This is a genomic window from Variovorax sp. H27-G14 (assembly GCF_046156345.1).
Lineage (GTDB): Bacteria > Pseudomonadota > Gammaproteobacteria > Burkholderiales > Burkholderiaceae_C > Variovorax.
In genome coordinates, this window is record NZ_JAYLVN010000012.1 from 1 (window position 1) to 24,301 (window position 24,301).

At 64.5% G+C, this 24,301-nt stretch carries 22 protein-coding genes and 2 riboswitches; of the genes, 12 read left to right on the forward strand and 10 right to left on the reverse strand.

Annotated features, from left to right (window positions below; translation table 11 throughout):
- Positions 1–345: 345 nt before the first annotated feature.
- The 7 genes from VLK31_RS23880 to rfbB form a co-directional block, all read right to left on the reverse strand.
- A complete protein-coding gene (locus VLK31_RS23880; protein WP_409170947.1) occupies positions 346–1,299 on the reverse strand; it encodes a glycosyltransferase in 954 nt (317 codons plus the stop codon).
- On the reverse strand, positions 1,296–3,359 hold the full coding sequence (locus VLK31_RS23885) for a hypothetical protein (RefSeq protein ID WP_409170948.1): 2,064 nt from the start codon (positions 3,357–3,359) through the stop codon (positions 1,296–1,298). Before VLK31_RS23885 ends, VLK31_RS23880 begins: the two co-directional genes overlap by 4 nt.
- Complete coding sequence (locus VLK31_RS23890) at positions 3,320–4,981, reverse strand: glycosyltransferase family 2 protein (protein WP_409171114.1); 1,662 nt, start codon at positions 4,979–4,981, stop codon at positions 3,320–3,322. The genes VLK31_RS23885 and VLK31_RS23890 overlap by 40 nt, the downstream gene beginning before the upstream one ends.
- Before the next feature lie 1,463 nt (positions 4,982–6,444).
- Complete coding sequence (gene rfbC, locus VLK31_RS23895) at positions 6,445–6,993, reverse strand: dTDP-4-dehydrorhamnose 3,5-epimerase (protein ID WP_409170949.1); 549 nt, start codon at positions 6,991–6,993, stop codon at positions 6,445–6,447.
- Complete coding sequence (gene rfbA, locus VLK31_RS23900; RefSeq protein WP_409170950.1) at positions 6,990–7,886, reverse strand: glucose-1-phosphate thymidylyltransferase RfbA; 897 nt, start codon at positions 7,884–7,886, stop codon at positions 6,990–6,992. The genes rfbC and rfbA overlap by 4 nt, the downstream gene beginning before the upstream one ends.
- Positions 7,887–7,909: 23 nt before the next feature.
- Positions 7,910–8,800 carry a dTDP-4-dehydrorhamnose reductase gene (gene rfbD, locus VLK31_RS23905; RefSeq protein WP_409170951.1) on the reverse strand — a complete coding sequence of 297 codons (891 nt, stop codon included), beginning with the start codon at positions 8,798–8,800 and terminating at the stop codon, positions 7,910–7,912.
- Positions 8,797–9,912: a dTDP-glucose 4,6-dehydratase gene (gene rfbB / locus VLK31_RS23910; protein WP_409170952.1), complete on the reverse strand. Its 1,116-nt coding sequence runs from the start codon at positions 9,910–9,912 to the stop codon at positions 8,797–8,799. Before rfbB ends, rfbD begins: the two co-directional genes overlap by 4 nt.
- A gap of 126 nt (positions 9,913–10,038) precedes the next feature.
- Positions 10,039–10,125: riboswitch (glycine riboswitch) on the forward strand.
- Positions 10,126–10,160: 35 nt separating this feature from the next.
- Positions 10,161–10,279, forward strand: a riboswitch (glycine riboswitch).
- 91 nt (positions 10,280–10,370) lie between these two features.
- Between rfbB and VLK31_RS23915 the strand changes: the two genes are divergently transcribed.
- Positions 10,371–11,681 carry a D-amino acid dehydrogenase gene (locus VLK31_RS23915; protein ID WP_409170953.1) on the forward strand — a complete coding sequence of 437 codons (1,311 nt, stop codon included), beginning with the start codon at positions 10,371–10,373 and terminating at the stop codon, positions 11,679–11,681.
- Positions 11,682–11,696: 15 nt separating this feature from the next.
- Here the strand turns inward: VLK31_RS23915 and VLK31_RS23920 are convergent, their stop codons facing one another.
- The 3 genes from VLK31_RS23920 to VLK31_RS23930 all read right to left on the reverse strand — a co-directional run bounded on the left by VLK31_RS23920 (position 11,697) and on the right by VLK31_RS23930 (position 15,351).
- Positions 11,697–12,977 (reverse strand): FIST C-terminal domain-containing protein, encoded by a 1,281-nt coding sequence (locus VLK31_RS23920; protein ID WP_409170954.1) that lies wholly within the window; start codon positions 12,975–12,977, stop codon positions 11,697–11,699.
- Positions 12,978–13,023: 46 nt separating this feature from the next.
- Positions 13,024–13,833 carry a PhaM family polyhydroxyalkanoate granule multifunctional regulatory protein gene (locus VLK31_RS23925; RefSeq protein WP_409170955.1) on the reverse strand — a complete coding sequence of 270 codons (810 nt, stop codon included), beginning with the start codon at positions 13,831–13,833 and terminating at the stop codon, positions 13,024–13,026.
- A gap of 72 nt (positions 13,834–13,905) precedes the next feature.
- Complete coding sequence (locus VLK31_RS23930; protein WP_409170956.1) at positions 13,906–15,351, reverse strand: PLP-dependent aminotransferase family protein; 1,446 nt, start codon at positions 15,349–15,351, stop codon at positions 13,906–13,908.
- Between the two features lie 137 nt (positions 15,352–15,488).
- Between VLK31_RS23930 and VLK31_RS23935 the strand changes: the two genes are divergently transcribed.
- The 11 genes from VLK31_RS23935 (at position 15,489) to VLK31_RS23985 (ending at position 24,218) form a co-directional block, all read left to right on the forward strand.
- Positions 15,489–16,088 (forward strand): LysE family translocator, encoded by a 600-nt coding sequence (locus VLK31_RS23935; protein WP_409170957.1) that lies wholly within the window; start codon positions 15,489–15,491, stop codon positions 16,086–16,088.
- The gene (locus VLK31_RS23940; protein ID WP_409170958.1) at positions 16,085–17,032 is read left to right on the forward strand and encodes a DMT family transporter; all 948 of its coding nucleotides are present in this window, start codon (positions 16,085–16,087) and stop codon (positions 17,030–17,032) included. Before VLK31_RS23935 ends, VLK31_RS23940 begins: the two co-directional genes overlap by 4 nt.
- A complete protein-coding gene (locus VLK31_RS23945; protein WP_409170959.1) occupies positions 17,032–17,448 on the forward strand; it encodes a VOC family protein in 417 nt (138 codons plus the stop codon). Before VLK31_RS23940 ends, VLK31_RS23945 begins: the two co-directional genes overlap by 1 nt.
- 61 nt (positions 17,449–17,509) lie before the next feature.
- Positions 17,510–18,712 (forward strand): PLP-dependent aminotransferase family protein, encoded by a 1,203-nt coding sequence (locus VLK31_RS23950; RefSeq protein ID WP_409170960.1) that lies wholly within the window; start codon positions 17,510–17,512, stop codon positions 18,710–18,712.
- A gap of 49 nt (positions 18,713–18,761) precedes the next feature.
- A complete protein-coding gene (locus tag VLK31_RS23955) occupies positions 18,762–19,400 on the forward strand; it encodes a LysE family translocator (RefSeq protein WP_409170961.1) in 639 nt (212 codons plus the stop codon).
- A 12-nt stretch (positions 19,401–19,412) separates the two neighbouring features.
- Positions 19,413–20,255 carry a PhzF family phenazine biosynthesis protein gene (locus VLK31_RS23960; protein ID WP_409170962.1) on the forward strand — a complete coding sequence of 281 codons (843 nt, stop codon included), beginning with the start codon at positions 19,413–19,415 and terminating at the stop codon, positions 20,253–20,255.
- Positions 20,256–20,292: 37 nt separating this feature from the next.
- Positions 20,293–20,934 (forward strand): glutathione S-transferase family protein, encoded by a 642-nt coding sequence (locus tag VLK31_RS23965; protein ID WP_409170963.1) that lies wholly within the window; start codon positions 20,293–20,295, stop codon positions 20,932–20,934.
- Between the two features lie 5 nt (positions 20,935–20,939).
- Positions 20,940–21,863, forward strand: coding sequence for a PhzF family phenazine biosynthesis protein (locus VLK31_RS23970; RefSeq protein WP_409170964.1), 924 nt, complete (start codon positions 20,940–20,942; stop codon positions 21,861–21,863).
- 34 nt (positions 21,864–21,897) lie between these two features.
- The gene (locus VLK31_RS23975) at positions 21,898–22,590 is read left to right on the forward strand and encodes a VOC family protein (RefSeq protein WP_409170965.1); all 693 of its coding nucleotides are present in this window, start codon (positions 21,898–21,900) and stop codon (positions 22,588–22,590) included.
- Positions 22,591–22,592: 2 nt separating this feature from the next.
- The gene (locus VLK31_RS23980) at positions 22,593–23,225 is read left to right on the forward strand and encodes a LysE family translocator (RefSeq protein WP_409170966.1); all 633 of its coding nucleotides are present in this window, start codon (positions 22,593–22,595) and stop codon (positions 23,223–23,225) included.
- 24 nt (positions 23,226–23,249) lie between these two features.
- A complete protein-coding gene (locus VLK31_RS23985; protein ID WP_409170967.1) occupies positions 23,250–24,218 on the forward strand; it encodes a threonine dehydratase in 969 nt (322 codons plus the stop codon).
- Positions 24,219–24,301: the final 83 nt, after the last annotated feature.

The window sequence follows — 24,301 nt, forward strand, 5'->3', positions numbered from 1 at the left end:
CGATAAAACCTCGTCGGAATTTGCAAGGAAACTGCGTTCTACGCCCAAGTACCTTGCAAATTCCGCGCCACGCACGCTCCGAAATCACCAGTGAAATCAAAGAGTTAGAGATTGTTCAGGGCGGACTAAGTAGTTTTCACTTCAGCGAGATATCGGCCCCATTGTCCAACGTCTCGGCTATCGCCTGCCCGTATGTGCTCACCCATTCGTCGGTATGTTCGACCTGCGTCCAGCGGGGTGGGGGCCGCAATGGAGCCCTTTTCAGCAGCTGTACTTTCCTTACGAGTGTCAGGAGTTAGAAGTTCGTTGAACTATCTTTGAGCCTTAAGCGCCAAAGGCTGTCGATCAACGCACTCGTGTCGCGGGAATGGCGAGATACGCTAAACGACGCACTTCGTGGCGACCTCTGGTGACATTGTCGAGCACCATTCCAGCCGAAAGCGACAACATCGCCGAGATCATGATCGCGGCCGAAAGCACGGCCGTTGGCAACCTGGGGACCGTGCCCGACTCGAGGTACTGCACAAAAACAGGTGCTGCAAATGCCAACGACATGACCGCCAACAGTAGCGCGCAGCCACCAAAAAAAGCCAAAGGCCGCTCACTCAAATACAGGTGTCCAATCGTCTTCAGGATGCGCCAGCCGTCGCGGTAAGTCGACAACTTGCTTTCGGAGCCTTCGGGTCGCGAACCATACGGTGTAACGATCTCACCGCAGGCCATCCTCAGTTCCAGCGCATGCACTGTTAATTCGGTTTCGGTCTCGAAACCATGGGAGGCCGCGGGGAACGACTTGGCGTAGCGGCGCGAGAAGGCACGATAGCCCGACAGCATGTCGGTGAAATGGCCGCCGAAGATGCTGGCGACACTGCCGGTGAGCAGGCGGTTGCCCCATTGGTGGCCACGCCGGTAGGCAGCACCGGCTTCGGTCTGCGGGGTTTCACGGCAGCCGACCACCATGTCGAGGTGCTCGTCGAGCAACTTGTCGACCAAGCGGTGGACGCTGCCCGCATCGTAGGTCGCGTCGCCATCGACCATGACGTAGATGTCGGCCTCGACGTCGGCAAACATGCGGCGCACGACGTTGCCCTTGCCTCGCAGTGCAACGTGAATGACTTCGGCGCCGGCAGCACGGGCTAACTCGGCGGTACGGTCGGAGGAGTTGTTGTCGAAGACCAGCACACTCGCCTCAGGCATGGCGCGCTGGAAGTCGCCTACCACCTTAGCAACAGCGACTTCTTCGTTATGGCAAGGCACGATCACGGCCACCCTTTGGCCCCGGTAAAGAGAAGAGCTCATTTTTTTGTATGTACCCGCATCTGAGTAAGGCCAAGGTACAGGCCGATAACGGTGAAACAGATCACCATGGGCGATGCTGGCGAGGCATAGAGAACGTTCACAGAAGGGATCGACGTGGCCTCCAAGTAGGCGAGCATAAGTATGCGCGAAGCGACACCGGCCAGGCACGCCAAAGCCAGCGCTAGCAAAAAGTCGACACGAGGCCACCGCCACCAAGCCACGGCGGCCCACAAAACGCCGATCAGCGCCACGGCAGACAGCCAAGGCCAAATCACGCGGTATGCCGCAGCAATGCGTGAGGCGATTTTTTGCTCCTGCTGACGGATGCGCTCAGGACGCGTGGTGTATGCGTCGGACACGCCTTCAACATAGACCTTGATGGCATCCGAATCGATGACGAGCCCTAAGTGCACATCGCCGGCTGCATCTCGACCCGCAACAAGCGCCTGCAGGCGACACGCAGGCACTGGGCACGACGTTCGCAGACGAAAGCGCCGGGCTGCGCGGTCAGGAAAGGCGACCTCTACGTCAGGTGCCGGCCCAAGAGTGAGGCTGGAAGGCTGTGCCGCGCCAGCCACGCTCTGAACTGCCAAAGTCGGAACGATGTCCGACGCGGAAACCCATCCCGTGATCTCGTATCTTTCGTCGGCCGGCAGCGACACGCGACCAACCATATTTTTGAACTGTGTCAACTGCTGTTGCGTGCCGGCACTGGCGGAAACACCGATCAAGCCATCGCCCAGCCCGAACATCTGTTTAGTCAGAAGCCATGCGGCATCGAGCGTTGGCTCGACATAGCCCCACCGAAAAATCGGTGCGAGTGTAGATCGGCTGGCGCCACAGGGAATGCGTCCTGCATCGCATGCCGCATTCACCTCATCGGCCAGGCGCTCATAGAAGGCCGCTGCCTCGGGCGCAGTGCGGTAGTGGCCGGCCAATGACACGGCATCCCTAAAGGCCCACATGAACCAGCCCGACAATATTTCAGGACATTCCGTCACGGCCAGTTGCGTGCAACCTACTTGGCGCCACATATTTCCGTTGTCGCCATCCAAAAATGGCTTGAGTTCTGAAGCAGTGGGGCTGGCGGCATATGCCCGTGCGCGCGCATCTGCGGGAAAAACCACATAGCGGCGTGGCGCATCCTGATGAATTCGCGCCAATGCACCGTAGGCGCGCTTGAAGCCGTTTTCCTGAAATTCCGTCGATACGGACACCCCGTATTCCGCAAAGTTGCAAGCCTTGACCGCGGCGACCACCGCGCCAGCCACCATCACGGCGCCTGCTGCAGGCAACAGCAAGCGCAGCAAGCTGCGCACATCGGTTGTTGGGAAACGAACAAACCGACCCTGCGCTTCGGCTGACCGCTGCAATTGCCCAAGCATGCCAAGCGCGACGATCACGACCAACGCGGGAACGATCCAGATACCCTCTTCCCGAGTCATCCAGAATGCCCCCAGCGTCAGGCCAGCGGCAGTACTCATAGCAAGAGCTCGCATGCGCGACAGCCTCAGGCCAGCAATTGGCGCTTGGAGCGCATAAAAAAGCAGCAGTGTTGCGAATGACAGAGAAAGATAGAGTCCCTCACGAATCACACGCGCGAGTTCGGGGTGCCAAAGGACGGGATTGAGCGCGAGCGCGGTGAAGAGCACAACAGCCAAAGGCCGACTGCGCGCACGTTGCCCGACGGCCATGGCAGCAAAAAGGGCCACCATCAGATAGACAAGATGCTCGCCCATCTTCAGGCCCACGCCCAGCGTAGACGAGACATTGATGAACAGGGAATAGAACATCCCCTTGGCGAGCGTCAAATTGTCGTAAGGGCCGAGCCATTGACCGTCCGCCAAATGGCGAGCAGTGCGCACGAACAGCGCATCGTCAAAAGTTGCGGGTCCGATCGCATACACCGGAAAGCCTTGGCGCAACCATAGACTGAAGCAGGCCACCAACAGGTATGGCACCCAAATGCCTGGGCTGGAACGCATGAAAACGCGATCAACGCTCGCAGGATCCTTTGACATCATCCAGTTTCGCAGACTCGCCAGTTCCGTGGCGGCCACGCGTAACTGAAATCCTCCCGATCAAGCGTCAGGTTAGGGCTATATGCAGGGTCATCTTTCAAAATGGCATCCCAACGATCAAGCATGTAGTTCACTTCGCGGACAAAACGCTCTCTCTTTTCAGGCGCCGTGTCGGCACCTCGGGTTGCAGATTCGTGATGAAAGAGTTCGGCGTAGGGTGTCCAGATATTTCTGAATCCTTTTTCAAGCAATCTGAGACAGAAATCAACGTCATTGAATGCGACTTTCAAATTAATCTCATCAAGCCCGCCGATAGAAAGATAACGATCCTTTTTGATGATAAGACATGCTGCGGTTACGGCGGAGAATGATTGAATAAGGTTGGCGCGCGAGAAATATCCGCTGTCTCCAAATGAAATTCCCTTATGAGAATGGTTGGCCACGCCGCCTACGCCCAAAATGACACCGCCGTGCTGCAGAGTTCGATCGGGGTACCACAATTTCGCGCCAACCGCACCCACCCCCGGTTGAATCGCCAAGGAGACCATCTCGGACAGCCACTCAGACGAGATTACCTCGATGTCGTTGTTGATCAGGCCGACGATGTCGCCCTTCGCATGCGTCACGGCCATGTTGTTAAGGGCCGAGTAGTTGAACTCCCGATCGTCACGGATCACTCTGACAAAGACGGAATCTTGGAATGACGCGAGGTAACTCAGGGTGTCGGGATCGTCCGAGCCGTTGTCGACGATGATGATCTCGTAGTTTTCGTATGTAGTTCGCGCCAAGATGCTATCGACACACTGGCGCAGAAGGTGCAAGCCATTACGCGTCGGGATGATCAACGAGACCAGCGGCAAGCTCGCTGGGAGAGCATAGCGGACGCGATGTCCGACACTGGTGTATTCCGCCTTTGCATCTACCCCGAGGCGCAAAAAATGCTCGTTGAGTGCCCGCTCCCCGGCGAGCGCGGCGTAGGGCTTCGCATTAGCCGAGCTCGCAGTGCTTTCCGCATGAATGCGCCAATGGTAGAGAACCCGCGGCACATGCAGGATCTGCGAGGCGGATATCTTCTCCATACAGCGCAGCACAAGGTCCCAATCCTGCGAACCCTCCATGCCCAGCCTGAACCCGCCTACGCTCTTCACAACATCGGTACGAAAAACGCCCAGATGCGAGAACATGTTTTGCGAATAGAAGAGATCGAGATTCCAGTTCGGTTTGAAATAGGGAGACGAACGCACGCCCTCTTCGTCGATCTTGTCTTCATCCGAATAGATCAGCCGGGCATCGGGATTGCGATCGATGCAGTCCGCCACCCAGAACAGCGCATGCTCGGAGAGCAGATCGTCATGGTCCATCAGCGCAACCCATTCACCCGTGGCGAGTTCCAACGCGCTATTGGATGCGGCGGAAATATGTCCGTTTTCGGGTCTAAAGACCACCTTGATGCGCGCATCGGTGGCCGCCAGTTCTACCAGCAGCGCGCGTGACTCGGCAGACGGCGAAGCGTCGTCTGCAATACACAGCTCCCAGTGAGGATAAATTTGTCTTCGCACCGATTCAATAGCCTCTCGCAACCAGACAGGCTTTGCGTTATAGGTCGGCATGACAATCGAAATGAGTGGGGTCTCTTGCATCGCCTCAATTCTTCGATGCATTTTCGCCCGCGTATCCTCCTCGACCGGATCGGGGTCGTAAAGTTTCAGCCAATCCCCATATGTAGTCGAAACGACCTCTGTCGGGAATGCTTTTTCCGCAGGAGTTGGCGTGGCCAATTGAGCCTCTAATATTCGGGCTGAACTACGCAGCCCATCAACGCCAGAATTTCGAAGTATTGTTGCGACTCTCTTGACAGCAGAAACAGGATTACCTGCTTTGCTTATTGCCGGCGGGATGATTTTCAGGGTCCGCAAGAAACGCCTTGCCTGAGTTCCTCCCCAGCGCAATGGTGCGGTCACGCGCCAACTGTACGATGCATGTATCTCTTCGACTTGTCGCTGATATGCGCTCAATACGCCAGGCATTTCTCTAAGTTTCAGCCCGCTCGAATCAGCAAATGCAACAACAACTTCGTGTTGTTGCGCAAGCTGATTCAGTTCGCGCTCAGCCGTTCGAAGCCGTGCGCTTATTTTCGCCATTCGCAAACTGCTCTCGACGAGGCTGGCACTCACCAAATTTTTTTTTGTAGCCTCTTTCAAAAACTGCGATTCAAGAGACGTCAGTCTCGAAGATTTTGTTTCCACTTCATCTTCAGGTAATTGCGCGCGCACAGTCCACGTGTTGTCGCGCTCGTCGACTATTGCCGGAGGAGTGTTATGCAGATTTTTATGACCTCCTACAATCGATTCATAGATGCCAGCAATAAATCGAGTGCCCAATCCATTTTGGGCCGGCAAAGCCTTACGAACTACGCAAATTGAATTAATGAATTCAACTGAGTGAATATGCGCAAGCAGGGCCTCATCAATATCGAAATCATATTCTCGCATGAAACTGGCAAGAATCTCCTTACGCATTGTCGGAATCCCCCAATGCTCATGGCTGATGACGTCTGCCAACCGTTTAAAAAAAGCGATGCTGGAGGCGGGGTGAAAAAGCCCACCTTCAAAACCAGCCCAATAACTGCAATGCAAATCTTCAGCAACAAAAAGGCCACCATCGACCAAATGCGAAAAATAGCGAGCAAAAGACCTAACAATATCCCGAGAGGTGTGAGAGCCATCATCGATAATTAAATCGAATTCGAGACTTATAGCGGAAATACTTTCTTCAGCGTCGTCGGTATTGGCATCGCCAACAACAACAGATACTCGAGAATCCGAGTAGACAAGTTTCGCGCAATCAGGATTGATATCACATCCGACAATCACCTTTGCATGCGGGAAAAACTTACTCCATATCTCCAGCGATCCGCCGTTCTGAATACCAATTTCCAGGAGCCGAGTTGGTCCGTCCCTGTAGGGCGAAAAAAATCGATCATATTCAACAAGATAGCTTGACCATTTATCCGAAACTTTTCCTTGGTGCTGTGCATACAGCTCAATAAGCGTTTTTTTGATCATTTATTACCTAGCGCCTATCTTCTTCGTGGGCCGAATTTCACCATTAGCCCGCCGCCTCATCAATCGAACACTTCAGCGGTAGCCAACGTTGCCCCGCCAGCATCCTTGTCAGACAGTTTGAATTCGCCGTCTAAATTTGGCCAATCGATAGCCAACTGGGAATCATCCCATTTGATGCATCGCTCGAATTGCGGAGCGTAGTAGTCGGTCGTTTTATAAAGAAAATCTGCCGTTTCACTGACAACAAGAAAGGCATGCGCAAAACCGGCAGGCACCCATAGCTGCTTGCGATTTTCCTCATCGAGTTGAACGCCAACCCATTTCCCAAATGTCGCGGAGGATTTTCGAATATCAACCGCCACGTCGAAAACAGCGCCACTGACTACTCGAACCAATTTTCCTTGCGGCTGCTTGATCTGGTAATGCAGCCCCCGCAGGACGCCTTTTGTCGATCGCGAGTGATTGTCTTGAACAAAGTCGACGCGACTGCCCACTGCGTCATTGAAAGCACTCTGATTGAAACTTTCCATGAAGAAACCGCGAGCATCGCCGAACACTTTAGGTTCGATGACAAGCACATCCGGAATAGCGGTAGGCGTTATTTTCATGAATGAATCTCTTCGGTCAAAAGGCGAGCAAGGTACTTACCATAGCCATTCTTTTGCAGCGGCGCGGCCAATTTTGCCAATTGCTCGCGATCAATAAAACCATTGCGCCATGCAATTTCTTCCGGGCATGCAATCTTCAGCCCTTGCCGGTGCTCCAAAGTCGCAATGAATTGCCCAGCCTCCAGCAGGCTTTCGTGCGTGCCCGTGTCCAGCCACGCATACCCGCGCTGCATGATCTGCACATTCAGCTTGCCTGCGTCCAGGTACGCCTGATTGACCGCGGTAATTTCCAGTTCGCCGCGTGCGCTGGGCTTCACGGCTTTGGCGATCTCGACGACGTCGTTGTCATAGAAATACAACCCCGTCACCGCATAGCTGCTCTTCGGTTGCACCGGCTTCTCTTCGATGCTGCTCGCCTTGCCCTGCGCATCGAACGCCACCACGCCGTAGCGCTCGGGGTCGTGCACGTGGTACGCGAACACGGTTGCGCCGGAGTCCTGCGCATCGGCGCCGCCGAGCAGGTGCGCGAGGTCATGGCCGTAGAAGATGTTGTCCCCCAACACCAGCGCACTCGGCGAATTGCCCACGAATTTCTCGCCGATGATGAACGCCTGCGCCAGGCCATCAGGGCTCGGCTGCACCGCGTACTCCAGGTTGATGCCCCACTGGCTTCCGTCGCCCAGCAGTTGCTGAAAGCGCGGCGTGTCCTGCGGCGTGCTGATGATCAAGATGTCGCGCATGCCGCCCAGCATCAGCGTGCTGAGGGGGTAATAGATCATCGGCTTGTCGTACACCGGCAGCAGTTGCTTGCTCATTGCCAGGGTGGCCGGGTGCAGCCGGGTGCCGGAGCCGCCGGCCAGGATGATGCCCTTGCGTTGCGTCGTCGTGGTCATGTCGTTGTTCTCTTTTTTTGAATTCAGAGCGTCTCGCGCAGCATGCGCGCAACGCCTTCCTGCCAAGGCGGCAGGCGCAAACCGAAGGTCGACTGCAGCTTCGAAGTGTCCAGCCGCGAGTTGTGCGGCCGCTTGGCCGGCGTCGGGAAGGCGCTGGTCGGCACGGCCTCCACGGCGTCGGGGCCGGCCTTGAGTTCAACGCCGGCCTTTTGCGCCATGTCGAGCACGAAGCGCGCGTAGCCGCACCAGGTGGTTTCGCCGCCGGCAATCACGTGGTACAGACCCGACTTGGCCGGGTCCTGCAGCGTGGCGCGAATGGCGTGCGCCGTGATGTCGGCCAGCAGCTCCGCACCGGTCGGCGCGCCGAACTGGTCGTCGATGACGGTGAGCTTGTCGCGCTCCTTGGCCAGCCGCAGCATGGTCTTGGCGAAGTTGCCGCCGCGCGCCGCGTACACCCAGCTGGTGCGAAAGATCAGGTGCCTTGCGCAGTGCTGTGCCACCAACTGCTCGCCCTCGAGCTTGGTCTGGCCGTACACGCTGAGCGGGCCGGTGGCGTCGTCTTCTTTCCAGGGCCGGGTGCCGCTGCCGTCGAAGACGTAGTCGCTCGAGTAATGCACCATGAGCGCGCCGATCTGCTGCGCCGCCTGCGCCACCACGCCAGGCGACGTGGCGTTGAGCTTGCGGGCGAAGTCGGGCTCGCTCTCGGCCTTGTCGACGGCGGTGTGCGCCGCGGCATTGACGATGACGTCGGGGCGCACTTTCAGCACCGTTTCGGCCAGTTGCTCGGGACGGCTGAAGTCGGCGTGCAGGTCGGTGCTGTCGAAATCGAGCGCCACCACTTCACCCAGCGGCGCCAGACTGCGCTGCAGCTCCCAGCCGACCTGCCCGCCCTTGCCCAGCAGCAGCAACTTCATGCGGCGGCCTTTGCCGATGCGGCAGGTGCGGCAGGTGCGGCAGGTGCGGCAGGTGCGGCGTCGTACTGCTTCTCGACCCATTCGCGGTAGGCGCCGCTTTGCACGTTGCGCACCCATTCGCTGTTCGCGAGGTACCACTCCACGGTCTTGCGGATGCCGGTGTCGAAAGTTTCTGCGGGCTTCCAGCCGAGCTCTGCTTCGAGCTTGCGTGCATCGATGGCGTAGCGGCGGTCGTGGCCGGGGCGGTCGGTGACGTAGGTGATCTGCGCTTTGTACGGCTGGCCGCCGGCCTTGGGGCTGAGCTCGTCGAGCAGCGCGCACACGGTGTTGACGATCTCGATGTTGGGCTTCTCGTTCCAGCCGCCCACGTTGTAGGTCTCGCCGAGGCGGCCGGCTTCGAGCACGCGGCGAATGGCGCTGCAGTGGTCTTTCACGTAGAGCCAGTCGCGCACCTGCATGCCGTCGCCGTACACGGGCAGCGGCTTGCCGGCCAGGGCGTTGACGATCATCAGCGGGATCAGCTTCTCGGGGAAGTGAAACGGGCCGTAGTTGTTGGAGCAGTTGGTGGTGACCACCGGCAGGCCGTAGGTGTGGTGCCAGGCGCGCACCAGGTGGTCGCTGGCGGCCTTGCTGGCCGAGTACGGGCTGTTGGGCTCGTACTTGTGCTCTTCGGTGAAGGCGGGGTCGGTCTTGGAGAGCGAGCCGTACACCTCGTCGGTGGACACGTGCAGAAAGCGGAAGGCGGTTTTGTCGTCGGCCGGCAGCGCGCTCCAGAAGCCGCGCACGGCTTCGAGCAGGCGGAAGGTGCCGAGCACGTTGGTCTGTACGAAGTCTTCGGGGCCGTGAATGGAGCGGTCCACATGCGACTCGGCGGCAAAGTTGACCACGGCGCGCGGCTTGTGCTCGGCCAGCAAGCGCTCGACGAGGGCGCTGTCGCCGATGTCGCCCTGCACGAAGATGTGTTTCGGGTTGCCCTTGAGCGAGGCGAGCGTCTCGAGGTTGCCTGCGTAGGTCAGCTTGTCGAGGTTGACTACGGGCTCGTCGCTGTTCGCGATCCAGTCGAGTACGAAATTGGCGCCAATGAAGCCAGCGCCGCCGGTAACCAAGATCATGGGGTCCCCTGAATGTATGTTCGAAGTCATCGCCCTGCGGCAATGAAAGTAGCGCGCGATTATCCCATTGGGCTTATAGAGAGAAACACAAGACGCTACCGCTCTCTTCACTCGGTGTTTACAATCGGCCACACTGCAGGAGAGCGGGCCACCTGGTGGCCCTACCGAAGGCGCAAACTCCCATGAACGCTCAGGTCGGCCTGACGAGATCTCGAAGATTTCGGCAAGGGGTCAGTACTGCACTACATCAAACGCCGTCTGGAGAGCCATCTCACCCCCTCACGGGTGGTCGAGATGCACCGAAGGAGCAAACCCGCTGCGGGCGCAGGGGGTGAATCTCTCAGGTACCGAGGACAGGGGGAGCGGCAACTTGGACTTCGGTCGTCCGGTTGCCTGCTATTGATTCAATAGCACACCACGCCCGTCGTTCAAGCGCTGCAACCTCAAAGGTACTTGAAATGCGCGTGATTGTTCTTGGCGCCGGCCTGCTCGGCGTGACCTCGGCTTACTACCTCCAGCAACTCGGCCACGACGTGACCGTGATCGACCGGCAGGCCACCCCGGCCGCCGAAACCAGCTTCGCCAACGGCGGGCAAATTTCCGTGAGCCATGCCGAACCCTGGGCCAACCCCAGCGCGCCGCTCAAGGTGTTGCAATGGCTGGGCAAGGAAGACGCGCCGCTGCTGTTTCGCATTCGCGCCGACATGCGCCAGTGGCTCTGGGGCCTGCAGTTTCTGCGCGAATGCACCCCGGCGCGCACACGGCACAACATCGAGCAGATCGTGCGTCTGGGTACATACAGCCGCGAGATGTTGCAACAGTTGCGCCGCGACACGCACATTGCGTACGACCAGCGCGCCCAGGGCATCCTTCACTTCTATACGACGCAAAAGGAGTTCGACGGCGCCCTCGCCCCCGCCGAGCAGATGCGCGCGCTGGGCTGCGAGCGGCAGGTCATCTCGGCCGACGAGGCGGTGAAGATCGAGCCCGCGCTGGCCCACATCCGCCCCAAGCTGGCCGGCGCCACCTACACGGCGGAAGACGAATCGGGCGACGCCAATCTGTTTGCGCGCGAACTCTCCAACCTGGCCGCCGCGGCCGGCGTGAAGTTTCTGATGAGCCACACCATCACCGCGCTGCGCGAAGCCGGCGGCAAGATCGACCACGTGGAGGCCACCGACAACGAAGGCCGCTTCCAGCGCATCCGCGGCGACGCCTTCGTGATGGCGATGGGCTCGCTGAGCCCGCTGCTGGCCGCGCCGCTGGGCATTCGTTTGCCGATCTACCCGGCCAAGGGCTACTCGGTGACGCTGCCTGTAAAGGACGCCAGCAAGGCCCACCAGGTCTCGCTGACCGACGACGAGTTCAAGCTCGTGTTCTCGCGCTACACGTCGCCGGGCGTTGACGGGGGCGACCGGCTGCGCATTGCCGGCACGGCCGAGCTCAACGGCTACGACCGCGACCTGAACCCGGTGCGCTGCGAAGCCATCGTGCGCCGAGTCGAAGAGCTGTTCCCCGGCGCCGGCGACACCACGCAGGCCCAGTTCTGGACCGGCCTGCGCCCCGCCACGCCAAGCAACGTGCCGCTGATCGGCAAGACCAAGCTGGCGAACCTGTTCCTCAACACCGGTCACGGCACGCTGGGCTGGACGCACGCCTGCGGCTCGGGCAAGTCGATTGCGCGCATCGTGAGCGGGCTGGCGCCCGAGCTGGACTTCGCGTTCACCGGCATGCCGGCGGGCCAGCCGCGCGTGCTGCAGCCGGCCTGACCGGGGCTGTATTGCTCAGTCCTTGCTGGTGAACACCGTCAGCACACCCGTATAGCCATACAGGTGATGCCGGGCAATTTCGCCGGCAGCGAAGAACCCGACCAGGGGCACGTCGCCCAGCGCGTGCCGCACGATCTGCAGCTCCGCGCCCGGCGCGCCGAAGTGCGGGCCACCGCGGCCGGAGCAGCTCACATACACCGCGCCCGCAATGCGCCGCGCGGGGTGCGGCGCGGCCTCGGCCTCGCCCGCCGCCACGGCGCGCGCGGTGGCCAGGGTCTGCTCTTCGGGCTCCAGCTCTTCTCTGATTTCGGCGCAGATGCGCATCAGGTCGGCGCGTGCGGCCTGCGCGTTGCGCCGGCAGAAGGTCAGGCGCATGCCGGCCTCGGCCACGTCGGCAATGGCGATGCCGCGCCGTGTGGGGTCCAGCCCGATGATGTGGCGCACCAGCACGTCGGCGCCCAGGTCGCCGGTGCGGCGAATGCCGTCACTGCCCGCGTCGGCCAGGCCGACCAGCGTGTTGCGCACCGCGTCGATGGCCTCCTGCGGCCGCTCCAGCGACACCTGCAGGTCGGCCAGCAGCACGTCGAGCGCCGGCTCGCCGTCGAGCTTGAGCAGCAGGTTGCCGTCGGCCTCGGTGATCTCGCGCTCGCGCACCGCGCCCGAGCGCAGCGGCTGGCAGCCCTGCGTGACGCGCGACACCAGCCGCACGCCCTCGCCGAACACCACGCCCGACAGGCCGCCCGAAAACACGCCGCCCGCCGCGCCCTGCCCGCGGATGTTGCCGTTGCCGCCCACGGCAAATTGCAACGCGCTGCCGCGGCCCGAGGTCAGGCCGCCGAACAGGTAGCCGGTGTCGGTGCGCCCGGCCATCTCGCTTATCAGCTCGGTCAGGTCGGGTGTGGCGGGGTCGGCATGCACCAGCGCCGTGTGCGCCTCGAAGCCGCTCATCTCTGAGTTGCCCAGCGGCGCCACGCCCGAGAACACGCGGTACTGGTCGCTGGGCAGCGCGCACAGCATCAGGCTGATGCCGGGCTCGTCGAAGTACTCGGCGTTGTTGGCCGACACGCCGATGCCCACGGTGCCCGACCAGTCGGTCACTTCGGGCAGCTCGCCGCTCAGGTGGTCGAGGATGTCCTGCGCGTCGCTGGCGTAGTGGTCGGTGATGTAGAGCAGGCCGAGCGTGGGTGCCGACGCGTAGTCGGGCAGCGCCATTTGCGCGCGCAACTGGGCCAGCACGAGGCCGGCCGCCATGCGCCATTGCGGGTGGGTGGCATGGCCGGAGGGAAACAACTTCATGGTGCGTGCCAACCCGTTCTCTTCAAAAAAATGTCTGTGTATGACGTCAGCGTCGGGCGGAGGTTCGCTTTCGCGCGGCGGTCGATGTCTTCTTTTTGGCGGCCGGCGTGGCGGGCGACTTTCTGGCCGCGGCCTTCACCGGTGCCGCCTTCGCGGATGCTGCCTTTTTGGCGGCGGCGGGCTTCTTGCCCATGACCTGGCCGACCACGTCGGCCAGCGGCTGCGCCATGGCGGGCACCTTGAGCTGGGCCGCGTCCTGCAGCGCCGAGCTGGCGATGTGCTGAAACTGCTCTGTGAGCGCGCCCCACCACTGCATCGGGTCGACCACGCCGGCAGCGCCGGCCTTGGCGGCCTTGCCACCCCGTGGCTTTTTCGCCGCGGTGGATGTTTCTTCTTCGGTGGCTTCGTCTTCGGTCTCTTCGACCTCATCGACCTCTTCGGGTTCGGGCTCCGGCGCGGGCGCCGAAGAGAACGCGGCGGGTGCGGCCGGCGCAGCAGCGGCCGGGGCCATTGCGGCCGCCTGCTTGGTGAACGCGCTGGCAATGTCTTCCATGCGCACGTTCATGCCGCGCAGCGTCGACAGGGTCATCTTCTGCACCTCCAGCGCCTGGATGGTCGCCTTGAGCGCGTGGCCGTTCTGCTCCAGCCAGTACTGCACCGTCTTGAGTTCCTGGATGCGCTTGTCGACCTCTTCCACGCTCAGCGTGGGCGCCACCCAGCTGGCCAGGCTCGGAATGCCGGGCACCGCGCCGGCCCCGCCACCGCCGGCGGCGGCAGCACCCCCGGCAAGGTTCTTCAGGAAGTCGAATCCGGGGACGAACTGGCTGAAGTCGAAGGGCTTGTTGGCATTGCTCATGGGCAGGGTCTCCAGGCTGGGTTTTCTTGTGCCGCCCAGCTTACTCCAAGGCCCCGTGGTTTTTGGCGGCCCTCAGAGCTCGCTTCGCACCTTGCTGAACACCTTCCAGAAGGTCGCGTCCTGCGAGGTTGCGAAGTTGATCCGCATCAGCGTGCTGGGCGGGCGGCGCGCATGAAACAGCGAGCCCGGCGCCAGCAGGTAGCCCTGGTCGAGCATGCGCTGGGTGAGCGCGTCGGTGTCCACGCCGGTGTCGACCCAGCCGAACAGGCCCGCCGGCTCCGACGCGAAGGTGCAGCCGTGCGACATGGCCAGCTTTACCGCGCGCCCACGCGCCCCGTCGAGCCGGATGCGCACGCGCTCCGAATGCCGGCGCAGCTGCCCCTGGTCGATGCACCACGACAAGGCCCGCTCGAACAGCGTGGGCGAGGTCAGCGTGGCCAGCAGCTTGGTTTCGAGCAGCCGCTCCTTCAGCGCGGGCGGCGCGGCCAGAAAGCCGATGCGCCAGTTGGGCGCGATGATCTTCGCGAAGCCGCTCACGTAGATGGTGCGCTGCAGCCCGTCTAGCGCGCTGAGGCGCGTGGCGTGCTCGGGCGCGAGGTGGCTGTAGGTGTCGTCTTCGACGATGTGAAAGTCGTGCTCGTTGGCCAGTTGCAGCACCCGGTGTGCGCTGCCCGGCGTGAGGCTGTAGCCGGTCGGGTTGTGCAGCACGCTCACGCTGACGAACAGCTTGGGCTGGTGCAGCCTGCAGTACTGGGCCATCACGTCCAGGTCGGGCCCGTCGGCGCGCCGCGGCACCGGCAGGATGCGCATGCCCAGCGCCTCCAGCCGCGCGAACTCCAGCGCCCAGCCCGGCTCTTCGACCATCACCGGGTCGCCCGCGCGCAGCAGCGTGCGGCTCACGATGTCCAGCGCATGCGTGGCGCCGATGGTGGTCACGATCTGGTCGGGCGAGGCCGGCACGTTGATGCCCATCAGCTTCTGCGACAGGCTGCGCCGCAGGCTGCCGTCGCCCGCCGGCTCGCCGTACTGCAGCGACAGCTCCTGCAGCACGGCGGTGCTGGTCATGCGGCGCACGGCCGTGGGCATGAAGGTCGAGGCCATCCAGTCGGGCGGGAACACGCCCATGCCCGGCTGCGGCTTGTCGCTGGGGCGGTGGAACATGCTGCGGATGAGCGAGCTGGCGTCGGCCGGCACGCGCGAGGCCATCATCTGCACGGCCATTGCAGCTGGCATGCCGCTCGCGCCACCGGCGTGTGCGCTGTTGGCCGAGCGGGCGTCCTGCACCGGTGCCGAATCGCGCACATAAAAGCCGCGCTGGCGGCGCGCCTCCACCAGCCCCTGCGCCAGCAGCTGGTCATACGCGGCGACCACCGTGTACGGGCTCACGCCCTGCTGGCGCGCGCACTCGCGCACCGAGGGCAGCCGCGCGCCGGGCGGCAGCAGCCGGGTGCGAATGCGCTCGGCCAGGCGGTCGGCCAGCTGGGTGGTGAGCGATTGGGTGGAGGTGCGAGTCAGCATGCGTTGTCGTGCCCCGGAAAAGCTTGGCGCCTTGCGCAATTGCAGGCGCTGTGTCGAAGGATTGACCAATACAGATTCCGCGATTGTTCGGTCATCTGTACTGCAACTGTAATGGTCTGAAGTTTAGAGTGTGTGCCATGAACTGGCAAGAATTCACCGCGCTGCTGGTGCTGGCCACGGCGATGAGTTTCTCGCCCGGACCCAACACCACGCTCTCCACCGCCCTGGCGGCCAACGGCGGCATGCCGCGCGCCATGCGCTTCGTGCTGGCGGTGCCGGTCGGCTGGACCTTGCTGCTGGCGCTGAGCGCCGCCGGCATCGGCGCGCTGGTGGTCGCGGTGCCTGCGCTGCGGGTGGGCATCAAGGCGCTGGGCATCGGCTATCTGCTGTGGCTGGCGTACAAGCTCAGCGGCAGCCGCACGCTGGGCAAGGCCGACGGCGCGAAGCTGTCGGTGGGCTTCGGCCAGGGCGTGATGCTGCAGTTCGTGAACATCAAGGCCTGGCTGCTGGCGCTCACGCTGGTGGCGGGCTGGATTGCCGGGCAGCCCGATGCGCTCGGGCGCTTCGCCATCGTGGCGCCGGTGATGCTGGTCTTTGCCTTTGCCAGCAACTTTGCCTATGCGCTGGTCGGCGCCCTGCTGCGCGACTGGCTTGCCAAGGGCGCGCGGCTGCTGTGGTTCAACCGCGCCATGGGCCTGGTGCTGGTGCTCACCGCGTGGTGGATGGTGCGCGTATGAAGCTCGACATCAAGGACGAAACGCTGGGCATGTGGCTGGGCGTGGTCGGGGTGGCGATGTTTGCCGTCACGCTGCCCATGACGCGCCTGGCCACCGGCTCGCAAGAGGCGCCGCAGCTCTCGCCCTGGTTCGTGACGCTGGGGCGCGCGGCGCTGGCGGGCGTGCTGTCGGCCATTTTCCTGCTGGCCACGCGCTCGCCGCGCCCGGCCCGGCACGAATGGAAGCCGCTGGGCATGGCGGTGCTGGGCAACGCTGTCGGCTATCCGCTGCTGCTGGGCTACGCGCTGCGCGTGGTCACGGCCAGCCACGCGGCGGTGGTAACGGCGCTGCTGCCGCTGGTTACGGCCGCTGTGGCGGCCTGGGTGCTGCACCAGCGCGCGCGGCTCGGCTTCTGGCTGTGCGCCGTGGCGGGCAGCCTGCTGGTGGTGGTGTTCTCGGTGCTGCGCGCCAGCCAGACGGGGCACGGCTTCGGCTTTGAATGGGCCGACCTGCTGCTGGTGGGCGCGGTCATTGCGGCTTCGTTCGGCTACATCTACGGCGCGCAGGTCACGCCGTCGCTGGGCGCGGAGCGCGTGATCTGCTGGGTCTGCGTGATGGCGCTGCCCGTCACGCTGCCAGCCACGCTGATGCTGTGGCCGACGCAGCCGATCGCCACCGCGTCGTGGCTGGGCTTTGTGTATGTCGGCATGTTCTCGATGTGGATCGGCTTCTTTGCCTGGTACCGCGGCCTGGCCCTGGGCGGCGCGCTGCGCGTGAGCCAGACGCAGCTGCTGCAGCCGTTCTTGTCGATCCTCGCGTCCATCCCCATCCTGGGCGAGCCGCTCGACCTGGTGACGCTGGGCTTTGCCATTGCCGTGGTCGCCACGGTGGTGATCGGCAAGCGGCTGTCGCAGCCGGCGGGCGCCAGCGCCGCGCCGCTGGCCGCCAGCCCCAGGAGCAGTTGATGTTCAGCCACGTGACCGTCGGCTGCACCGACCTGCCGCGCACCGCCGCCTTCTACGACGCACTGCTCGCGCCGCTCGGCCTGGTGCGCCGCCCGGTCGTGCCCGACGGCGGCCCCGAGGCCGCCTGCTGGACAGCGCCTGGGCAGGCGCTCCCGCGCTTCTACGCGTACATCCCGCTGAACGGTGAACCCGCCAGCGTCGGCAACGGCAGCATGGTCGCGTTCAGCGCGGCCTCGGCCGAGGCCGTCGACGCCGCCCACGAGGCGGCCCTCCGGCACATCGGCCACGGCGCCAGCGACGAAGGCGCGCCGGGCCCTCGCCCACGCTACGGCCAGGGCTATTACGGCGCCTACCTGCGCGACCCTGACGGCAACAAAATCCATGTTGTGTACCGTGGCGACCTCCGGGCGAATTGACCGCCGATCCGCCTGTACGCTCCTACCCGAATCTCACCTCACCGCCTGAAAGAAGACCCCCATGAACTGGAAACTCGCCGCACGTGCCGCCAAGATGAATCCGTCGGTGCTGCGTGAAATCCTCAAGGTCACCGAGCGCCCCGGCATCATCAGCCTGGCCGGTGGCCTGCCCTCGCCCAAGACCTTTCCGATTCAAGCCTTTGCCGACGCCTGCGCCGAAGTGCTGCACAACGACGGCGCGGCCGCGCTGCAGTACGCCGCCAGCGAAGGCTATGCGCCGCTGCGCCAGGCCGTGGCCGACATGCTGCCTTGGAACGTCGACCCCTCGCAGGTGCTCATCACCACCGGATCGCAACAGGGCCTGGACCTGGTGGCCAAGGTGCTGATCGACCCGGGCAGCAAGGTGCTGGTGGAAACGCCCACCTACCTGGGCGCGCTGCAGGCCTTCGGCCCGATGGAGCCGAACCCGGTGAGCGTGGCCAGCGATGAAGACGGCGTGATCGTCGAAGACCTGGTGGCCAAAGCCAAGGATGCGCGCTTCGTCTACCTGCTGCCCAACTTCCAGAACCCCACCGGCCGCACCATGACCGAGGAGCGCCGCGCCGCGGTGTCGGCCGCCGCCGCTGCCGCGAACCTGCCGATCGTCGAGGACAACCCCTACGGCGAGCTCTGGTTCGACGAAGCCCCGCCGCTGCCGCTGGCCGCGCGCAACCCCGAAGGCGTGATCTACCTGGGCTCGTTCTCCAAGGTGCTGGCCCCCGGCCTGCGCCTGGGCTTTCTGGTGGCGCCCAAGTCGATCTACCCGAAGCTGCTGCAGGCCAAGCAGGCCGTCGACCTGCACACGCCCATCTTCACGCAGCGCATGGTGTCCTCGGTGATGAAAGACGGCTTTCTGGACCGCCATGTGCCCACCATCCGCGCGCTGTACAAGGGCCAGCGCGACGCGATGATCGCCGCGCTGACGCGCGAAATGAAGGGGCTGGACGTGCAGTTCAACGCCCCCAAGGGCGGCATGTTTCTGTGGGCGCGGCTGCCCGAGGGCGTGGACACCGTCACGCTGCTGCCCAAGGCGGTGGAGCGCAACGTGGCCTTTGTGCCCGGCGCGCCGTTCTATGCCGGTGAAGGCGACCCGCGCACGCTGCGCCTGTCCTTCGTGACGGCCAGCGTCGAGCAGATCGACATCGCCATCGCCGCGCTGGCGCAAACGCTGCGCGAAGAGCTGGTGCTGCTGGGCGACAAGCAGCTGGCCGCGGCGCAGATCTGAGCCTGCACCCCCACGCCGCTGCACACATTCATCCTTTGAGGAGACTCCCTTGATCGGCCTTGCCACGCTCTCGCTCTTTCTGCTCGCTGTGCTGGCGCTGTTCCTGTCGCCGGGGCCGAACATGGCCTTCGTGCTGTCGCACGGCGTGGCCCATGGCCCGCGCGGCGGCTTTGCGGCGGCGCTGGGCATCTCGGCGGCCGACCTGGTGCACACGCTGTTTGCCGCCACCGGGGTCACCGCGCTGGTGGCCGCCTGGCCAGCGTCGTTCGATGTGCTGCGCTATGCGGGCGCGCTGTACCTGGTGTGGCTCGCGGTGCAAGCCTTGCGCAACGGGGGAGGCCTTCGCATCGGCGAACAGGCCAGGCCGGCCGGCTTTGCGCGCATCGTGCGCATGTCGCTGCTGAACAACCTGGTCAACCCGAAGGCGCTGCTGTTCTTCATGGTCTTTCTGCCGCAGTTCGTCGACCCGGCGCGCGGCAGCGTGCCGCTGCAGCTGGTGCAGCTTGGCGTGGTGCTGTCGCTGGCCGCGCTGGCGTTCAACACGCTGCTGGGCGCGTGCAGCGGGCAGATCGGCCGCTGGCTGCAGGCGCGGCCCGGTGCCGCCAGGTTGCAGAGCAGCCTGCTGGCCGCCGTGATGCTGGGGCTGGCGGTGCGCCTGCTGTTCCTTGACCGTCCCACCGCGCGCTGAAGAGGTCGTCGCATGAATGTTCTGAAGATCGCCGCCTTCTCCGATGGCGAGACGGGCGGCAACCCCGCTGGCGTCGTCATCGCCGATGCGCTGCCGCCCGCGGCACGGATGCAGGCCATTGCCGCGGAAGTCGGCTTCTCTGAAACCGCCTTTGCCGCACCGGCGGAGGGCGACAGCGGCAGTTGGCGCGTTCGCTACTTTGCGCCGCAGTCCGAGGTGCCTTTCTGCGGCCACGCGACGATTGCGCTGGGCGCCGCGCTGGCCCTGCAGCACGGCGACGGCGTGTTCCCGCTGGTGCTCAACCAGGCGCGCATCACCGTGGAGGGCCGGCGCAACGCCAGCCTGGTGATGGCGGCGCTGCAGTCGCCGCCCACACGCAGCGCGGCGGCATCGCCCGCGCTGCTGTCCGCCGCGCTGGCCCTGTTCGGCTACACGCCGGAAGACCTGGACCCGCGCATTCCACCAGCCGTTGCGCACGCAGGTGCCGACCACCTGGTGCTGGCGCTGAAGACCCGCGCGGCGCTGTCGGCGATGCACTACGAGCTCGAGGCCGGCCGCCAGCTGATGGCCGGTGCCGGGCTCACGACCATCGTGCTGGTCTTTGCGGAGAGCGCGCAGCGGTTTCACACGCGCAACCCTTTTGCGTCGGGCGGCGTGTACGAAGACCCCGCCACCGGCGCCGCTACAGCGGCATTGGCCGGCTACCTGCGCGACATCGACTGGCCGCACGGCGGCGCCATCGACGTGGTGCAGGGTGAAGACATGGGCATGCTGTCGAAGCTGCATGCCGACATTGCGCCCGAGGCGGGCAGCTCGGTGCGCGTGTCGGGCACGGCGCGCGTCATGACGCAATGAGCTGCCGAACCGAAAAATCAACGAAAGAGATCTGACCATGCTGAACATCTGGGGCCGCATCAGCTCGATCAACGTACGCAAGGTGGTGTGGTGCGCGCAGGAGCTCGGGCTCGACTTTCAGCGCACCGAGGCCGGCGGCAGATTCGGCGTGGTGCAAACGCCCGAGTACCTGGCGCTCAACCCCAACGCCATGGTGCCCGCCATCGACGACGGCGAAGGCGCCGAGCGCGTGACGCTGTGGGAGTCGAACGTCATCGTGCGCTACCTGTGCGCCAAGCATTCGCACGGCAACTTCTACCCGAGCGACCTGCCCGCGCGCTTCCATGCCGAGCGCTGGATGGACTGGCAGCAGACCATGCTCAACCGCGCGAGCCGCGACGCGTTCATCCAGTGGGTGCGCACGCCGCCGTCGGAGCGCCAGCCCGCGCTCATCGACGCCTCGGTGCGCGCGAGCGAGGCGCTGTTCGACATGCTCGACGCGCACCTGGCCCGCCACGCCTACATGGGCGGTGACGCCTTCACCATGGCCGACATTCCGCTGGGCTGCGAGGCGCACCGCTGGTTTGGCCTGCCGGGCGCCGAATACCGCCGGCCCACCTGGACCCATGTCGAGCGCTGGTACGCCGACCTGCTTTCCCGACCGGGCACGCGCGGCGTGCTCGACCTTCCTCTCGAATGACCTCCATGACATCCCGCCCCTTCAAGCAAGTCGACGTTTTCACCGCCACCGCCTACTACGGCAACCCGCTCGCGGTGGTCGTCGACGGCCAGAACCTCGACGACGAGGCCATGCAGCGCTTTGCGCAGTGGACCAACCTGTCGGAAACCACCTTTCTGCTGCCGCCGACCGACCCCACCGCCGACTACCGCGTGCGCATCTTCACGCCCGGCGGCGAGCTGCCCTTTGCCGGCCACCCGACCATCGGCAGCTGCCATGCGTGGCTGGAAGCCGGTGGCAAGCCCAAGGCCGCGGGCCAGGTGGTGCAGCAGTGCGGTGCCGGCCTGGTGCCGCTGCGGCGCGAAGGCACCCGCCTGGCCTTTGCCGCGCCGCCGCTCAAGCGCAGCGCCCCCAGCCCCGCGCTGCTGGCCAAGGTGGCCGGCGCGCTGGGCCTGAAGGCGACGCAGATCGTGGCCGCGCAGGTGCTGGACAACGGCCCGGTCTGGTTCGGCCTGCTGGTGAACGACGCCGACGCCGTGCTGGCGCTGCAGCCCGACCACCGCGCGCTGAAAGAGCTGGGCGTGAAGGCCGGCGTGGCGGGCGTGCCCGCGGCGCACGACACCTCGCTGCTCATCGGCCGCTCCAACCGCGAGGCGCGCGCCTTCGGCAACCGGCCCGCCACGCCCAATGACGACGGCGCACGCATCGACCTGGAGGTGCGCGCCTTTGCCGAGCCCATCGGCGTGCAGGAAGACCCGGTCACCGGCAGCCTGAACGCGAGCCTGGCCGAATGGCTCATTGCCGACGGCCACATGCCCGAGCGCTACCTGGCCGCGCAGGGCCAGTGCCTGGGCCGCGCGGGGCGCGTGTACATCGAGCGCGACGCCGCCGGAAAGATCTGGGTCGGCGGCGACGCCGTGACCTGCGTCGACGGCCACGTCACGCTCTAGCCACTTGCCCAGGCCCCCAAGGAACACACCGCCCATGCACGCGCAGCTCGACCACCTGGTGATTGCCGCGGCCTCGCTCGACGAAGGCGTGGCCTGGTGCGAAGCCACCCTGGGCGTGACGCCCGGGCCTGGCGGCGTGCACCCACTCATGGGCACGCACAACCGGCTGCTGAACATCGCCAGCGACGCCTATGCGGCGGCCTACCTGGAGATCATTGCCATCGAGCCGGGCAAGCTGCCCTCGCGCCCCAAGACGCGCCGCTGGTTCGACCTGGACGACAGCGCGCTGCAGGCCGGCCTGGCGCAGCATGGCCCGCGGCTGATTCACTTCGTGGCCCGCGTGCCCGACGCGCAGGCCGCCACGCATGCGCTGGCGCACGAAGAGCATGCGCACATCGACCGCGGCCAGTTGATCCAGGCCTCGCGCGACACGCCCGCGGGCCGGCTCGAATGGCAGATCACGGTGCGCGACGACGGCCAGCGCCTGTTCTACGGCGCGCTGCCCACGCTCATTCAGTGGGGGCCGGTGCACCCCACCGACGCCATGCCCCAGTCCGGCCTGGCCCTGCGCGCGCTGCGTGCCGCGCATCCGCGCGCGCCGGCGCTGGCCGCCGCTCTGTCGGCCGTGGGCATGACCGGCATGCCGGTCGAGGCCGGCCCGCCCAACCTGGTGGCCGTGCTGGACACCCCGCGCGGCACTGTCACGCTCGAATCCAAAGGACTCTGACCATGCTGAGCCTCACCGACATCGCCTGGTTTGCCCTGGCCTCGCTGCTGCTGGCGCTCACGCCGGGGCCCAACATGATCTATTGCGTCTCGCGCACGCTGATCCAGGGCCGCCGCGCCGGAATGATTTCTCTGGGCGGCGTGCTGATGGCTTTTCTGGTGCACCTGTTCGCCGCCGCGCTCGGGCTCACCGCGCTGCTGCTGGCCGTGCCGGTGGCGTTCGATGCCATTCGCTTTGCCGGCGCGGCCTACCTGCTGTGGCTGGCGTGGCAGGCGGTCAAGCCCGGCGGCAATGCGCCCTTCGAGGCGCGCGCGCTGCCGGCCGACCCGCCGGCCAAGCTGTTTCGCATGGGCTTTCTCACGAACCTGCTGAACCCGAAGGTGGCCATGTTCTACCTGTCGTTCTTTCCGCAGTTCATTCACCCTGAGCGCGGCTCGGTGCTGTTGCAGAGCATGCAGCTGGGCGTGGCGCAGATGGCCAGCAGCGCGCTGGTCAACACGGTGGTGATCATGGGCGCCGCGAGCATCACGGCGGTGCTGTCGCAAAGCGCCGGCTGGCTGCGCGCGCAGCGCTACATCATGGGCAGCGTGCTGGCGGCGTTGGCCGTGCGCGTGGCGCTCACCGAACGCAAATAAAACAACGCCAGCAAGGTCCGCCCGATGCGATTCACCCGCCAGGAAATCGAAGCCGCGCAGCACACCGTGCATGCGGCCATGCCCCCGACACCGCAGTACGCCTGGCCCTTGCTCTCGCAGCGCCTGGGCGCCACGGTGTGGGCCAAGCACGAGAACCACACGCCGGCCGGTGCCTTCAAGATCCGCGGCGGCCTGACCTATTTCGAGACGCTGGCGCGCGAGCACCCCGAGGTGCGCCATGCGGTCAGCGCGACGCGCGGCAACCATGGCCAGTCGGTCGGTTTCGCCACGCGGCGTCATGGGTTGGCCGCGACCATCGTGGTGCCGCATGGCAATTCGAGCGAGAAGAACGCGGCGATGCGCGCATTGGGTGTGACGCTGGTGGAGCATGGGGACGACTTCCAGGCGGCCTCCGAACACGCGGGTGTGTTGGCGCTGCGAGACGGGCTGCATCGGGTGCCGTCGTTTCACCGCGAGTTGGTGCGGGGGGTGTCGACGGCGTATGTGGAGTTTTTCGAGGCGCTGTCGGGCACGCCGCCCGATGTGCTGTTCGTGCCGATCGGGTTGGGTTCGGGGTTTGCCGCTGCTGCAGCGGCGCGTGCGCACTGTGGTGTGTCGACGAAGCTGATCGGCGTGGTCTCCGCGCACGCCACGGCGTACCGGGATTCTTTTCTTGCGGGCAAGCCGGTCGAGTCTCCCGTGACGACGCGGTTGGCCGACGGCATGGCTTGTCGCACGCCGGTGCCTGAGTCTGTCGAGGTGATCCTGCGGGAGGCGGACGACGTGGTGATGGTGACCGACGACGAGGTTGCGCAGGCGATGCGCATTCTGTTCAGCGACACGCACAACGTGGCGGAAGGCGCTGGGGCCGCTGCCCTGGCCGCGGCGCTTCAGCAGCAGGAGCGTTGGCGTGGCAAGACGGTAGGGGTCAGCGTGACCGGTGGCAATGTGGACTCGGACATGTTTGCTGGGGTGCTGGGTTCGGTGGCCTGAAGTCGGGGTCCTGAGTTCGGGTCCTGTTCAGGGCGCGTGCACAGGCCGCCGGGTACTCCCCTCCGCGAATGTCCCCCGGGCTT